General features: G+C 73.1%; 14 protein-coding genes. 2 read left to right on the top strand and 12 right to left on the bottom strand.

The window, feature by feature from the left end; translation table 11 throughout:
* Positions 1-64: 64 nt before the first annotated feature.
* Positions 65-250 carry a DUF3073 domain-containing protein gene (locus tag FHX81_RS22815; protein WP_141980085.1) on the bottom strand — a complete coding sequence of 62 codons (186 nt, stop codon included), beginning with the start codon at positions 248-250 and terminating at the stop codon, positions 65-67.
* Between the two features lie 162 nt (positions 251-412).
* Here FHX81_RS22815 and FHX81_RS22820 point away from each other — a divergent pair, with 162 nt between their 5' ends.
* Positions 413-1,294 (top strand): DUF8083 family protein, encoded by an 882-nt coding sequence (locus tag FHX81_RS22820; protein WP_141980086.1) that lies wholly within the window; start codon positions 413-415, stop codon positions 1,292-1,294.
* Here the strand turns inward: FHX81_RS22820 and FHX81_RS22825 are convergent.
* The 5 genes from FHX81_RS22825 to FHX81_RS22845 all read right to left on the bottom strand — a co-directional run bounded on the left by FHX81_RS22825 (position 1,247) and on the right by FHX81_RS22845 (position 5,621).
* Positions 1,247-2,443: an MFS transporter gene (locus tag FHX81_RS22825; protein ID WP_246107935.1), complete on the bottom strand. Its 1,197-nt coding sequence runs from the start codon at positions 2,441-2,443 to the stop codon at positions 1,247-1,249. The genes FHX81_RS22820 and FHX81_RS22825 overlap by 48 nt on opposite strands.
* 46 nt (positions 2,444-2,489) lie before the next feature.
* Positions 2,490-3,071 carry an RsiG family protein gene (locus FHX81_RS22830; protein ID WP_141980087.1) on the bottom strand — a complete coding sequence of 194 codons (582 nt, stop codon included), beginning with the start codon at positions 3,069-3,071 and terminating at the stop codon, positions 2,490-2,492.
* A gap of 60 nt (positions 3,072-3,131) precedes the next feature.
* Positions 3,132-3,980 carry a beta-keto acid cleavage family enzyme gene (locus tag FHX81_RS22835; RefSeq protein ID WP_141980088.1) on the bottom strand — a complete coding sequence of 283 codons (849 nt, stop codon included), beginning with the start codon at positions 3,978-3,980 and terminating at the stop codon, positions 3,132-3,134.
* A gap of 103 nt (positions 3,981-4,083) precedes the next feature.
* Positions 4,084-5,175, bottom strand: coding sequence for a CAF17-like 4Fe-4S cluster assembly/insertion protein YgfZ (gene ygfZ / locus FHX81_RS22840; RefSeq protein WP_141980089.1), 1,092 nt, complete (start codon positions 5,173-5,175; stop codon positions 4,084-4,086).
* Positions 5,172-5,621 carry a Fur family transcriptional regulator gene (locus tag FHX81_RS22845; protein WP_246107936.1) on the bottom strand — a complete coding sequence of 150 codons (450 nt, stop codon included), beginning with the start codon at positions 5,619-5,621 and terminating at the stop codon, positions 5,172-5,174. Before FHX81_RS22845 ends, ygfZ begins: the two co-directional genes overlap by 4 nt.
* Before the next feature lie 34 nt (positions 5,622-5,655).
* Here FHX81_RS22845 and FHX81_RS22850 point away from each other — a divergent pair, with 34 nt between their 5' ends.
* Entirely contained in the window at positions 5,656-6,498 is an 843-nt protein-coding gene (locus FHX81_RS22850; RefSeq protein WP_141980090.1) for an aminodeoxychorismate lyase, read from the top strand.
* 142 nt (positions 6,499-6,640) lie between these two features.
* On the opposite strand, the gene FHX81_RS22855 is transcribed toward FHX81_RS22850, so the two are convergent.
* The 6 genes from FHX81_RS22855 to FHX81_RS22880 form a co-directional block, all read right to left on the bottom strand.
* Positions 6,641-9,202: a glycosyl hydrolase family 18 protein gene (locus tag FHX81_RS22855; RefSeq protein WP_141980091.1), complete on the bottom strand. Its 2,562-nt coding sequence runs from the start codon at positions 9,200-9,202 to the stop codon at positions 6,641-6,643.
* A 131-nt stretch (positions 9,203-9,333) separates the two neighbouring features.
* Positions 9,334-10,176: a 5-oxoprolinase subunit C family protein gene (locus FHX81_RS22860; protein ID WP_246107937.1), complete on the bottom strand. Its 843-nt coding sequence runs from the start codon at positions 10,174-10,176 to the stop codon at positions 9,334-9,336.
* Between the two features lie 86 nt (positions 10,177-10,262).
* Positions 10,263-10,868, bottom strand: coding sequence for a 5-oxoprolinase subunit B family protein (locus tag FHX81_RS22865; protein ID WP_141980093.1), 606 nt, complete (start codon positions 10,866-10,868; stop codon positions 10,263-10,265).
* 71 nt (positions 10,869-10,939) lie between these two features.
* On the bottom strand, positions 10,940-11,575 hold the full coding sequence (locus FHX81_RS22870; protein ID WP_141980094.1) for a heme-binding beta-barrel domain-containing protein: 636 nt from the start codon (positions 11,573-11,575) through the stop codon (positions 10,940-10,942).
* 216 nt (positions 11,576-11,791) lie between these two features.
* Positions 11,792-12,094: a DUF1416 domain-containing protein gene (locus FHX81_RS22875; RefSeq protein WP_141980095.1), complete on the bottom strand. Its 303-nt coding sequence runs from the start codon at positions 12,092-12,094 to the stop codon at positions 11,792-11,794.
* A gap of 2 nt (positions 12,095-12,096) precedes the next feature.
* Complete coding sequence (locus FHX81_RS22880; RefSeq protein WP_141980096.1) at positions 12,097-12,942, bottom strand: sulfurtransferase; 846 nt, start codon at positions 12,940-12,942, stop codon at positions 12,097-12,099.
* Between the last annotated feature and the right edge of the window lie 14 nt (positions 12,943-12,956).

Consider the following 12,956-nt stretch of genomic DNA (forward strand, 5'->3'; position numbering starts at 1 on the left):
GCAAAGGTCGGGCTGCCGGTCTGGACAACCGGCAGCCCAACCTCAGCAGCGGGTGTTGTGTCTGTCAGCGACGGTAGTCGTCGTATTCGTCGTCCGACGGGTCGTCGAAGCGTTCTTCGCTTCGGCGACCACCAGCGGACTCGCCGCCGGACAGCTCGCGTTGCAAGGCGTCGACGTCGATGTTGTGAGAGCTGTATTTGAGCTCCCGCGCCACCTTGGTCTGCTTGGCCTTCGCTCGGCCGCGCCCCATGGCTCGACCCCCTCGCACAGGGACGGGGGCGGCCGGGGGAACGGCGGCCCCACTCGTCTCGACAACTAGTTCCTGGTAACTACCGTACCGTGTCGAAGGGGTTCCCCGCGACGCGGTAGGCGTGACACGTACCGCCAAATCTCCGCGTGGGAGGATGCGCGGGTGCCTCGACCGTTCGTCGCCTACCTCAGGGTGTACGAACCGCTGTCGGCTCTTGACGCACCGTTGGCGGATCAGGTGCGGAAAGCCCTGGAAGACGGGGCGTTGAGCCGTGCGGACGTCGGCGCGCGCGAACGGGAGCTGTGGTTGCGATCACAGCTGGCCCGGCCGCGCCGCCTCCTGCCCGGTGAGCGGTCGGACGGCAGCGTCGCCCCCGACGCGCCGTTCGACGTGATGACCATCAGCCCCGCCGAGGTGCCGGGAGAGGTCGGCCCCGGTCCGCTGGTCTGCCCGCTGGACCTGCGCGCCCGGTCGGCCGCCGCGCTGGTCGGCTTCCTCGCCACGGCCACCGGGCCGCTGCGCGAGGAGGCGCTGGCGGTGGAGCCGGAGGCGATCCGGTCGCGGGCGTCGGCGGTGATGGCCGAGCTGACCGCGGGCGCGGTGCACGTCATCTCGACCACCTGGACGGTGCCGCTGCCGTGGTTCGCGCTGGTCGAGCCGGAGGCGCGGCGGGTGGTGCTGGCACCCAGGGACGACCCCGAGCGGCAGGTGTCGTGGCGGGTGTCCATGGCGGACGCCCGCGAGCGGGTGGCCAGGGCGCACCGGGTGGTGTCCGGCTCGCTGGGCGACGCGGGCCCGGCCAAGGTGCTCGCCGACACCGGGCGCTGGCTCGACCACTTCGCGCCGGACTCGGCCGTCGAGCTCGACTACGGCGGCCTGGTGCAGCTCATCGAGGACCAGGACCTGCTTGAGGACAGCTCGGCGACGGACGTCAACGCGATCGTGGACGCGCTGGAGACCGGTGACGCCGAGGAGGTCGCCCTCCGGTACGAGCGGCTACGGGAGTTCTGGGGCGAGCTGGCGCGCCGCGAACGGCACGGCTAGCAGCACGCGGGCCCCCACGGCCGCCGCGGCGGCCAGCAGCAGGGCGGCGGGCCACCCGACGGCCACCGCGACCCACCCGGCCAGCGGGGGCGTGACGGTGGCGCTGACGTAGTTGGCGGTGTTCTGCATGCCCAGGGCGGTGCCGGTGCGGCCGGGAGGCGCCAGCTCGCCCGCGGCGGTGATCGCGACGCCGTTCCAGCACAGCCCCAGCGCGGCGGTCGGGACCAGCACGGCGGCCAGCAGCCAGACCGGGGCCCGGTCCAGCGCCGCGCACAGCGCGAACCCGACCGCGATCAGCACGCTCAGCACCTTCAGCGGCCCGACCCGGGTGGCCGACCGGTCCGACCAGACGCCCACGACCAGCCGGCCGACACCGCCGCTGACCTGGGCGGCGGCGAACAGCCCGGCGGCCGCCCCGACGGCCACGCCGCGGTGGTCGTGCAGCAGCTCGACCATGAGCGCGGCGGCGGTGAACTGGGGCACGACCAGCAGGCCGCCGGCCGTGCTGAGCCGGATCAGGTCCGGGTCCTTGAGCACGACCCCGTGCCGACCCCGGCCGGACCGCACGGCCCACGGCGGCTCCCGGACCCACAGCACCACGGCGATCGCGACGAACCCGGTGCAGCCCGCGAGCACCAGGAACGCCACCGGCACGCCCGCGTGCAGCGCGACCACCGGCAGCACCGCGGCGGCCAGGGCCGCGCCGAGCGGCGTGGCGGTCTGCCGGATGCCCATGGCGAACCCGCGCCGCTGCGCGGGGAACCAGGTCAGCACCGCCCGACCGCTGGCCGCGTTCACGCTCGCGCCGAACAACCCCACGCCCACCAGCGCCAACCCCGCCACCACGGGCCCGTCGACCGCGGCCAGGGCCAGGCACCCGGCCGCGCCGAAGCCGCCGATGGCCATGACCAGCCGCTCGCCGCGCCGGTCGGCCGCCGCGCCCCACAGCACGAGGGTGAGCGCGGTGCCCAGGTTGACCGCGCCGAGCAGCATCCCGACCTGCGGCAACGACAGGTCGAAGTGGGCGCGCAGCTGCGGCGTGATCGCGGGCAGCCCGAGGAACACCGCGGCGTTGGTGCCCTGGGCGACCGCGCCGACCGCGAGCACCACCCAGCGGTGCCCGGGCGAGGTCGAGCGTCGTTGTGCCATCGACCTGCCACGTTAGGCGGCCGGTTCACATGACGGGAGTGTGTTCCTACTCCTTGGAACGACCGGGGTTGGCCGGCCAGCCGCGCTCGGCGGCCAGCAGCTCGTCCACCGAGGCGCTGCCGCTCTGGTACCGCCCGGCGATCTCGGCGTTGAGCAGGTCGACCACGGCCTGCACCTCGCGCCGCCGCGCCGAGACCGACGCCTCCTCGCCGATGAACACCCGCAGCGCCAGGTCCAGCTTGTCGTCCGAGAGCGCGCTCACGTCCGACAGGTCCACGTCGGAGACCAGCGCCTCGACGTGCCGCCGGTGCGCCTCGGCCCGGGACGGCTCCTGCGTCTGGTAGCGCCCGTGACCGGTCGCCGGCCCCACGGCGTTCGACGCGAGGATCGTCGCGAGCTGGTCGACCACCGCCGAACCGCCCGACGTCCGGCGCTCCTGCTCGGCCCGCACGATGTCGATGCGCGCGTGGAGCAGCCGCCGCAGGTACGACAGGTCGGTCTCCTCCTGCGCCGCCTCGTCGCGCAACGCGCGCACCTCGGCGAGCGGGAGCCGCTCGACCCCCTCCGCGTAGTCGGGGGCGAGCACCCGGTCGATACGGCGGCGCCCGCCGGGACGCACCTCGATCACGTACTCATCCTGAGGTAGTTCGTGTCCACCCGCCAACACAAACCTGCTTCCAAAGTTGTCTCAAACCTGTACCGGACTGCGCACGCCCAGCAGTGCACGCGCGTCCGCGGGCGACAGCGGTGGGCGCTGGGCGATCTTCGCCAGTCCCGCCGCGCGAGCGACCAGTTGCGCGTTGTCGCGGACCGGCTGGCCCTTGGCGTACGAAATGGTGTCTTCCATGCCCACCCGCAGGTGACCGCCGGCGGCCAGCGCCGTCAGCATCACCGGCAGCGTGGTCCGCCCGATGCCCGTCGCCGAGAACGACGCGCCCTCCGGCAGCAGCCGCAACGCCGCCACCAGCGTCTCCGCGTCGCCCGGCATGCCGCCCGGCACGCCCATCACCAGGTCGACGTGCACCTTGCCGCCCGCGGGCAGCCCGTGCTGGTCCAGCAGCCGCCGCAGCGACGCCAACTGGCCGATGTCGAAGATCTCGTACTCCGGGACGATGCCCCGCTCCTGCATCCCCTTGTGCAACGCCACGACGAACTCCCAGCGGTTCAGGAACACGTCGTCGCCGAAGTTCACCGTGCCCATGGTGCAGGACGCCGAGTCGGGCAGGGCGTCGAGCACCCGGAGCCGGTCGGCCTCCGGGTCGGTCACCGCGCCGCCCGTGGACAGCTGCACGACCAGGCTCGTGTGCTCGCGCAGGGCGGCGACCGCCTCCTTGAGCCGGCCGAGGTCCAACGTCGGCCTGGTGTCGGCGCCGCGGATGTGCACGTGCACCATCGCCGCGCCGACCTGCTCGCAGGCCTGCGCGGTGCGGACCAGCTCCTCCAGGGTGACCGGCAGCTGGGGGACGTCGGCCTTCGCGTGCTCGGCCCCGGTGGGGGCGACGGTGAGCAGCGTGCCGTGGGATCCGGGTCGGGACATGTCGTGATCCTGGCACAGAACCCGTTCGGGCTAGCGCCTCAGCGGTGCCCGGACGACCCGGAACCGCAGGCGGGGGCGGTGGCCGGTTTTCCGGTCCGGATGATCAGCGGCCGAGGCCGCGCGCCGCCTCGCGGCCCAGCCCGGGGGTGTCCGGCGGCACCGAGTCGGGGTCGACCCGCGCCTGCACCCGCCGGTCCTCCGCGCCGACCAGCAGCTCCGTCTCCGGCGACACCGACCGCTTGACCAGCGCCAGCACGATCGTGCCCAGCTCGTGGTGCAGGGCGACGCTGCCGACCCGACCGACCACGCGGTCGTCCACGAGCACCGGGTCGCCGGTCTCCGGCTGCACCTCGCGCGACCCGTCCAGGTGCAGCAGCAGCATCCGGCGCGGCGGGCGGCCGACGTTGTGCACCTTCGACACCGTCTCCTGGCCCCGGTAGCAGCCCTTGTCCAGGTGCACGGCCGAGCCGATCCAGTTCACCTCGTGCGGGATGGTCTTCTCGTCGGTGTCCACGCCGAGCCTGGGCCGCAGCGACTCCACCCGCAGCGCCTCGAACGCCCAGCTGCCGGCCGGCCGCGCGCCCGCGTCGGTGAGCCGGGCCCACCAGTCGGCGAGCTCGCCGCGCGGCACGACCAGGTCCACCGCGTCGTGACCGGGCCACGGCATGCGGCGGGCGAACCCGCCCCCCAGCGCGACCACGCCGTTCGGACCGGCGGGCAGCGGCACGTCCAGCTTGGCGAACAGGTCGGTGACCTCCGGGCCGACGACGGTCAGCACGGCCAGCTCCGCCGTGGCGTCGCGCGGCTCCACCTTCGACCAGAACACCATCTTGGTCAGGTACGCCAGCAGCTCGGCCGCCCGGTCCGCTTCCGTGTCCAGGTAGGCGACACCGCCGACGTTCGCCACCACGGCGTGGTGCTCGACCCGCCCCTGCACGTCCAGGATCAGCGCCTCGGTGCCCTCGCCCTCGCCGAGCGCGGTGAGGTGCTGGCTGGTCAGCGAGTGCAGCCAGGTCAGCCGGTCGTCGCCGGGCACGGCGAGCACGGCCCGGTGCGACCGGTCGACCACCGCCACCGACCGCGCGGCCGAGCGCTGCTCGGCGAACGGGTCGCCGAAGTGCCACGGCACGCCCTGGTCGGGGGCGCCCGCGAACGGGGCGACCGCACCGGGGGCGGTCAACAGCGGTGAGTTCACTCGGACTCCTTCGGGGCGCTCGGGGTCAGGCACTCGCGGCACGTGCCGGACAGCGCGAGGTGGCTCGCATCCAGTTCGAACCCGTACGCGTCCCTCAGTGTTCCCCCGAGCGGGGACAGCAGCTCGCACGGCACCTCGTCCACCCGGCCGCACCGGTGGCACACCAGGTGGACGTGCTCGTGGGCGTGGATCGAGTAGTTGGGCGCGCCGTGCCCGAGGTGGGTGTGCCGGACCAGGCCGAGCCGGTCCAGCAGGTCCAGCGTGCGGTAGACCGTGGTGATGTTGACCGTGGGGGCGGTGACCTGGACGCGCTGGCAGATCTGCTCGGGCGTGGCGTGGCCCAGGTCGCGCACCGCGTCGAGCACGAGCTGGCGCTGGGGTGTCATCCGCATGCCGCGTTCGTGCAGCGTCTTGCGCAGGGCCTTCGGAGCGCCGGCGGTGTCCACGGGACCGATGGTAGGCCGTGAGTAGTCTCACCGTATGCGCGTGCTCGCTCTACTGGACGGAACGCTGGCCGACCCCGACGCCCCGCTGATCCGGGTCGACGACTTCGGCCTGATGCGCGGCGACGGTGTCTTCGAGACCATCCTCGTCGTCGGCGGCAAGCCCCGGGAACTCGGTCCGCACCTGGACCGGCTGGCCCGCTCGGCGGCCATGCTCGACCTGCCCGAGCCGGACCGGGCCGCGTTCGAGCGGGCCGTGGACCTCGTGCTGGACAACTGGACGGGCGGCGCGGAGATCGCGCTCAAGCTCGTCCACACCCGGGGCGTCGAGGGCGGTGACGGCACGCCGACCGGCTTCGCGCTGGGCATGGACATCTCGCCGAAGGTCATGGCGCAGCGCGCCGACGGCATCGCCGCGGTCACCCTGGACCGGGGCATCGAGCCGGGCCTGATGGAGCGCGCGCCGTGGCTGCTGCTGGGCGCCAAGTCGCTGTCGTACGCGGTGAACATGGCGGCGATCCGCGAGGCCGAACGGCGTGGCGCGGCCGAGGTCGTGTTCACCACGTCGTCCGGCTCGGTGCTGGAGGGCCCGACGTCCACGCTGATCATGGCGCGCGGCCGGACGCTGACCACGCCGCCCGCCGAGCTGGGCATCCTGCCCGGCACGACGCAGGCGGCGCTGTTCCGGGCCGCCGAGCGGGAGGGCTGGACCGTCGAGGTGCGGCCGATCGCGGTGGAGGAGCTGTACCCGGCGGACGGCGTGTTCCTGGTGTCGAGCGTCCGCAAGATCACCCGCGTGCACACGTTGGACGGCAAGACGCTGCCGGACTCCGCCGAGCTGCACGCGCGGCTGGCCGAGCTGTACGAGTCGGAGTACTGAGCCCGGTGGCCGCTGCTCCGCAGACGGCCGCGAGGTCGCCCGGAAGTCGGTCGTCCGCCCCCTGATCCCCCGACGATCGAAGAGCGTGATCGCCGGGGGACGAGGGAGCGGACGACCGATGCGACCTCGCGGGGCGGCGGCCCTACCTCAGGCCGGCGTCCACGGCGTTGATCAGGGTGCCGTTGGCGGTGTCACCGGACATCTCCCAGATCATCGCGCCGAGCAGGCCGCGCTGCTTGAGCCACGCGGTCTTCTTCTGGATCGCCCACACGTCGTCGAACGTCCACCACTGCCCACCGTTGCCGGTGAAGCAGGACGTCGCCACGGCGACCTCGTCGTGGTGGACCGTGCAGCCCGGCACGCTCGCCAGCAGGTTCGAGTAGCCGCGCGTGCCGGCCTCCTCGGCGAACTGGCCGGGTGCGGCGCCGGTGGCCGACTGCCACTCGCCGTTCTTCGCGCCCGCCTGCACGCCCTGCCAGCCGCGACCGTAGAACGCCAACCCGATGGTGATCTTGCGCGGGTTCACGCCCGCCGACGTGTACGCGTCCACCGCGTTCTCCACGCTGAAGTGGAACGAGTACGGGTCGTCCGCGTCGGCGTACAGGTTGCCCTGGTGGCCGGTGCGGTGGGGCTCCCACGAGTTGTCGCTGCCCGCGCCGTGGAAGTCGTAGCCCTGCACGTTGAACACGTCCAGCGACTTCGCCACCTCGGGCAGGTCCCAGCCGGCCTCGATCTTCGCCGGGTCGGCCGGGGTGAACGCGGTCAGGTCGTAGCGCTTGCCCGTCTCCCGGCTCAGCTCGTCGAGCTGCCGCCGGAACTCCTCGATCAGCAGCGTGTTGTTCCGCTTGTCGTCCGGACCGATGTGGTTGCCCGGGTGGCCCTCCGCGCCCGGCCACTCCCAGTCCAGGTCGATGCCGTCGAAGATGCCCGCCGCCGTGCCCGGCCCGCCGGCCGCGTTGTAAACGGGCAGGTTGCCCTTGATGTAGACGTCCAGGCAGGACTTGACGAACTTCTTGCGCGCCGCGTCCGTGGCCGCCACGTCGGAGAAGTACTTGGAGTAGGTCCAGCCGCCCAGCGAGATCAGCACCTTCAGGTGCGGGTGCTTGGCCTTGAGCTTGCGCAGCTGGTTGTAGTTGCCGCGCAACGGCTCCCAGCCGGTGTCGCCGACGCCGTCGACGGACTGGGCCGCGCTGAAGGGCCTGCTGTAGTCGGCTTCCGCGTCACCCGCGCCGTCACCCTGGTTGGGGTCCTGCGGGTTCGGCGAGGTGCCCTTGGTGACGCCGTGCAGGCACGTCAGGTTGACCGGGTCGATGTTGCCGAACGCGTAGTTGAGGTGGGTCAGCTTGGCCGCCGTGCCGCTGGTGTCCAGGTTCTTCACGAAGTACTGGCGGCCGTAGATGCCCCACTGCACGAAGTACCCGACCCGCGCGTAGCCGTCGACGAGGTCGCCGGTGGAGGCGGTGATCGGGGTGCTCGCGGCCGAGACGTTGTCGTAGAGGTCGCGGGCGCGGACGGTGAACGTGTACGCCGTGGACGGTGACAGGCCGTCGACGCGGGCCGTGGTGCCGGTGACCGTCGCCCTCACCGTCGTGCCCTGGTAGACGTCGTAGTTGGCCACGCCCCGGTTGTCCGTGGACGCGTCCCAGCCGAGCGTGACGCTGCCCGCGTCCTTCGCGGTGGCGCGCAGGTTGGCCGGGGCGGTCGGCGGCTGGGCGTCGTCGGCGGGGTTGTTGGTGGTCACCGCCAGGGTGTTGGACGCCGCGGACGACGTGCCCTTGGTGTCCTTGGCCCTCACCGTGAAGCTGTAGGCGGTGTTCGGGGCGAGGCCGGTGACGGTCGCGCCGGTGGACGTGACCGTCGTGGCCAGGGTCGAGCCGTGGTAGACCTCGTACCCGGCGATCGGCAGCGAGCCGGGGGTGGAGGCGGTCCACGCCAGCGAGACGGTCCTGGTGGTCTTCACCGGCGAGTGGAGGGTGGTGGGCGGGGTGGGCGGCGTGTCGGGCGTGCCGTCGCAGTTGGCGTTGTTCACCCGGCACGTGACCGGCTCGGCGGCCCGGCTCAGCGTGAACGTCGGGCTGTACGGCTCGGTGGAGCGGCGGGCGCCCACGCTGCGGTTGTAGTGCACCGGGTTGAGCGTGACGGTGGCCCCGGTCTGGCTGAGCGTGGCGTGCTGCGCGCCGCTCGCCGTGACGCCGGCGGGCAGGGTGAACGTGATCGACCAGTCGGCGAGCACCGCGTCGGTGTTGTTGTTGACCACGAACTTGCCGGTCGAGCCGGTGACGCTGAAGTCGGCCGTGATCGGCGCGGGCGGTGGTGGCGGTGGGCCGCTGCCGTCGCAGTTCGCGCCGTTGATCGTGCACGCCGTCGGGTCGGCGGCCTGGCTGAGCGTGATCGTCGGGCTGTACGGGTCGGTGGTGCGGCCCGCCTGGATCGTGCCGATGTAGAACGCGGGCGTCAGGGTCACCCGCGTGCCGCTCTGCGTGGTGGTGGCGTGCTGCGCGCCGCTGACGGTGACGCCCGCGGGCAGGTCGAACTTGATCGTCCAGCCGGAGATGGCGGCGGTCGTCGGGTTGGTGACCACGAACGTGCCGGTCGTACCGGACCTGCCGAACGTGGCGGTCAGGCCGGTCGCCGCGGCGGCCGGTGCGGACAGCGCTGCGGTGGCCAGGAGGAAGGCCACGAGCGCGATGACTGGTCGGCGCATCAGGGTGTGCCTCTCGATACAGGGACGGTCGAGAACCACGGCGGCCTGGTCGTGCCGGTCTTTACCGGAACTCCTCCGAACGTAGGTCGCGCGCGCGACCTTGACAATGGGTCTAGACCAATTGCGTCCGTTCAGCCCTGCGGGTCGAAGCGGAGCCGGGTGCCCGGCCGGGCCTGGCCGAGCAGCGGCAGGGCGTGCGCCGCGACCACGCCGATCACCGGGTAACCGCCGGTCGTCGGGTGGTCGGCGAGGAACACGACGGGCCGCCCGTCGGCCGGGACCTGCACCGCGCCCGTGACCAGACCCTCGCTCGGCAGCTCCCGGCCCACCCGGTCCGCGGTCCGGTCGAGGGCGGTGCCGGTGAGGCGGACGCCGACGCGGTTGCTCCGGTCGGACACCGTCCAGCGGCCCGCCCGCAGCGCGCGGGCCGGGTCGGCGAACCAGTCGTCCCGGGGGCCGAGGAGGACGGGCACCACGAGGTCGTCCGGGACGTGCGCCGGGACCAGCACGTCCACGCCCACGGGGACGCCGGTCGGGTCGCCGAGCGGCAGTTCGTCGTCCGGGCGCAGCGGGGCGGGGCCGAGGCCGGAGAGCAGGTCGGTGGACCGGCTGCCCAGGTCGGCGGGGACGGTGATGCCGCCGGAGACCGCGACGTAGTTGCGCAGGCCGTGCCGCGGCGTGCCGAGGGTGAGGGTGTCGCCGGGGGCCAGGTGCAGCGGCGAGTCCCGGGTGAGGCCGTTGACCAGCACGGACGTCGACGGACCGGTGACGGCGACGGTGCAGGAGGCGTTGGCGCGCAGGGCCAGGCCGCCGAGGAGGACTTCGAGGCAGGCGGCGTCCTCGGGGTTGCCGACCAGGCGGTTGGCCAGGGTGGCCGAGCGGGTGTCCAGCGCGCCCGAAGGCGGGACGCCCAGGTGGGCGTGACCGGGTCGGCCGAGGTCCTGGACGAGGGTCTGCGGGCCGGTGCGGAGCACGGTGAGCGTCCGCGAGCGGTGGACTCGGGGCTCCTGGACGCAGGACTCCCGGGCGCTGGACGTAGGGCTCCCGGGGGTGCCGGTGGTCATCGGGCGGCCTCGAAGCGGACGCGGGCGCCCGGCGTCAGCAGGGCCGGGGTCGGGCGGCGCGGGTCGAACAGCGGCGCGTCGGTCCGGCCGATCAGCCGCCAGCCGCCCGGCGTGGCGCGGGGGTAGGCGGCGGTGAACTCGCCCGCCACGCCCACCGAACCCGCCGGGACCTTCGTGCGCGGCGAGTCCAGGCGCGGTTGGCGCAGCGGCTCGGGCAGCCCGGTCAGGTAGGCGAAGCCGGGCGCGAAGCCGCAGAACGCGACCCGGTAGTCCGCGCCGGTGTGCAGGGCGACCACCTCGGCCGCGGTCAGCCCCGCGGTCTCGGCGACCAGGTCCAGGTCGGGGCCGTCGTAGCGGACTTCGAGCACGACCTCGTCACCGGCCGCCGCGGGGTGGTCGACCGGGTCGACCCCGGCCAGGGCCGCGCGCACGGCGGGCACGCCGCCCGGCCTGGTCACGACCAGCACGGTGCGGGCCGCCGGCACCAGCTCGACCACGTCCGGCAGCCGCGCCGCCGCGAGCGCCGCGCGCACGGCCTCCACCTCGCCCAGCGAGTCCACCTCGACGAGCACGCCGTCCGTGCCGCAACGCCGCAGCTGCATGGGGACAGCCTAGATGAGGATTGTTGAACAATCCACCGGCAGCGGCGGTCGCCGGACCGTCGCCGACCCGTTCAGCCGACGATGCGCTTCAGCTGCGCCGAGATGTGCGTCTGGAGCGGCCGGCCGACCATGGCCCGCTCCTCGACGTACGCCAGGTCGCCGTGGTTGACGATGCCGTACAGCCGCTGCGCGCCCGTGACCTCCTTGGCGGTCGCCGTGCGCACCACCGCGTCCGTCACGAACTCCCACGAGGTCTGGTTGCGCGGCTTGCCGTAGTACAGCTCCACGATCCCGGTGTTGTGCGTGAGCAGCACCTCGATCGTGTCGTCCGGCTGGGGCCGCCAGAACCCCGTCTCGCGCGCCGCCTGGCGGATCACGCCGCCGTTCTCGTCCAGCAGCCACGCCCGCGCCTCGTAGTAGAGGAACGGCCGGCCGTCGTGCGCGAACGTGACCTGCTGCCCGTAGCGGAACGGGCCGTCGATCGTCGGGTACACGACCTCGCCCTCGCCGCGCCACACGCCGACCAGCGGCAGCAGGGCCAGGCACGCGTCGTGCAGCGAGGGTCCGGAGCGCAGGTTCGCCGTGTCCGCCGGGATCGGCAGGTCGTTGAACTGCGGCAGGTTGCGCGTGCCGGTCACCTCGGCGCGCGCCGCGGCGGCCTGCACGGCCGCGTCACCACTGCCCGGAACGGGCCCGTCGCCGCTCACCGCTGGTCGGAGAACAGGCGGTACACCACGTACCCGGCGAACCACACGACCAGCAGGGACACGAGCACCAGCAGTCCTGTGAAGAAGTGTTCCACCCGCCCAGTCTAGGCGGCCGACCCCGGGAGCCGCCGACCCCGGTGGCGAACGCCACCGGGGTCGGCGAGGGGTAGCGCCGGGGGCAGCCCGTGCGCTCCCCGTGTCTCGGGGGACGTGGTGTCAGGCCACCGCGACCTCGACCGGGTGCACGCCCGGCCCCTCCGCGCTGACCGACGCCTGCCCGTTGCCGGACCGGTGCAGCGCGCGGATGGTCCACGTGCCCGGCGCGGCGAAGAACCGGAAGTCGCCGTCGGGCGAGGACACGACCTCGGCGGTGAACTCGCCCGAGGCGTCCAGCAGGCGCACGAACGCGCCGCCGACCGGTGCGCCCTCGCTCTTGACCTTGCCGGTCAGCACGACCTCGTTCGCGCCGACCTGGACGTCCACGCCCTGCTGGGGCGCGCCGCAACCGTCCAAGCTCATGATCAGGCCTCCTTGCCGCTGCCGAGCTCGACCGGCACGCCGACCAGCGAGCCGTACTCGGTCCAGGAACCGTCGTAGTTCTTCACGTCCTCGTGGCCGAGCAGCTCGTGCAGCGCGAACCACGTGTGCGACGAGCGCTCGCCGATGCGGCAGTAGGCGATCGTCTTGCGGGAACCGTCGAAGCCGGCCTCGCCGTAGATCTCCGCCAGCTCCTCGTTCGACTTGAACGTGCCGTCCTCGTTGGCGGCCTTGCTCCACGGCACGTTGATCGCGCTGGGGATGTGGCCGGCGCGCTGCGCCTGCTCCTGCGGCAGGTGGGCGGGCGCGAGCAGCTTGCCGGAGAACTCGTCGGGCGAGCGCACGTCGACCAGGTTCTTGTTGCCGATCGCGTCCACGACCTCGTCGCGGAACGCGCGCAGCGCCAGGTTCTGCTCCTGGGCCTTGTACTCGGTCGCCGGGCGCTCGACCTGCTCCTTGTCCAGCGGGCGGCCGTCGAGCTCCCACTTCTTGCGGCCGCCGTCGAGCAGCTTCACCGAGTCGTGCCCGTACAGCTTGAAGTACCAGTACGCGTAGGCCGCGAACCAGTTGTTGTTGCCGCCGTAGAGGATGACCGTGTCGTCGTTGGCGATGCCCTTGGCGGACAGCAGCTTCTCGAAGCCCTCGCGGTCGACGAAGTCGCGCCGCACCGGGTCCTGCAGCTCGGTCCTCCAGTCGATCCGGACCGCACCCGGGATGTGACCCCCGTCGTAGGCGGTGGTGTCCTCGTCCACCTCCACGAACACCACGCCGGGCGCGTTGAGGTTCTCCTCGGACCACGCGGCCGAGACCAGGACGTCTTCACGGCTCATCGAGCTGCTCCAAT

The sequence above is a fragment of the Saccharothrix saharensis genome, assembly GCF_006716745.1.
In the GTDB taxonomy this organism is placed as follows: Bacteria; Actinomycetota; Actinomycetes; order Mycobacteriales; family Pseudonocardiaceae; genus Actinosynnema; species Actinosynnema saharense.

What these genes read in the sequence shown, in the direction of transcription:
- FHX81_RS22875 (WP_141980095.1), bottom strand. Translation starts at nt 12,094, where the DNA reads ATGAGCTTGGACGGTTGCGGCGCGCCCCAGCAGGGCGTGGACGTCCAG.
- FHX81_RS22850 (WP_141980090.1), top strand. Translation starts at nt 5,656, where the DNA reads ATGCGCGTGCTCGCTCTACTGGACGGAACGCTGGCCGACCCCGACGCC.
- FHX81_RS22880 (WP_141980096.1), bottom strand. Translation starts at nt 12,942, where the DNA reads ATGAGCCGTGAAGACGTCCTGGTCTCGGCCGCGTGGTCCGAGGAGAAC.
- FHX81_RS22825 (WP_246107935.1), bottom strand. Translation starts at nt 2,443, where the DNA reads ATGGCACAACGACGCTCGACCTCGCCCGGGCACCGCTGGGTGGTGCTC.
- FHX81_RS22815 (WP_141980085.1), bottom strand. Translation starts at nt 250, where the DNA reads ATGGGGCGCGGCCGAGCGAAGGCCAAGCAGACCAAGGTGGCGCGGGAG.
- FHX81_RS22835 (WP_141980088.1), bottom strand. Translation starts at nt 3,980, where the DNA reads ATGTCCCGACCCGGATCCCACGGCACGCTGCTCACCGTCGCCCCCACC.
- FHX81_RS22855 (WP_141980091.1), bottom strand. Translation starts at nt 9,202, where the DNA reads ATGCGCCGACCAGTCATCGCGCTCGTGGCCTTCCTCCTGGCCACCGCA.
- FHX81_RS22865 (WP_141980093.1), bottom strand. Translation starts at nt 10,868, where the DNA reads ATGCAGCTGCGGCGTTGCGGCACGGACGGCGTGCTCGTCGAGGTGGAC.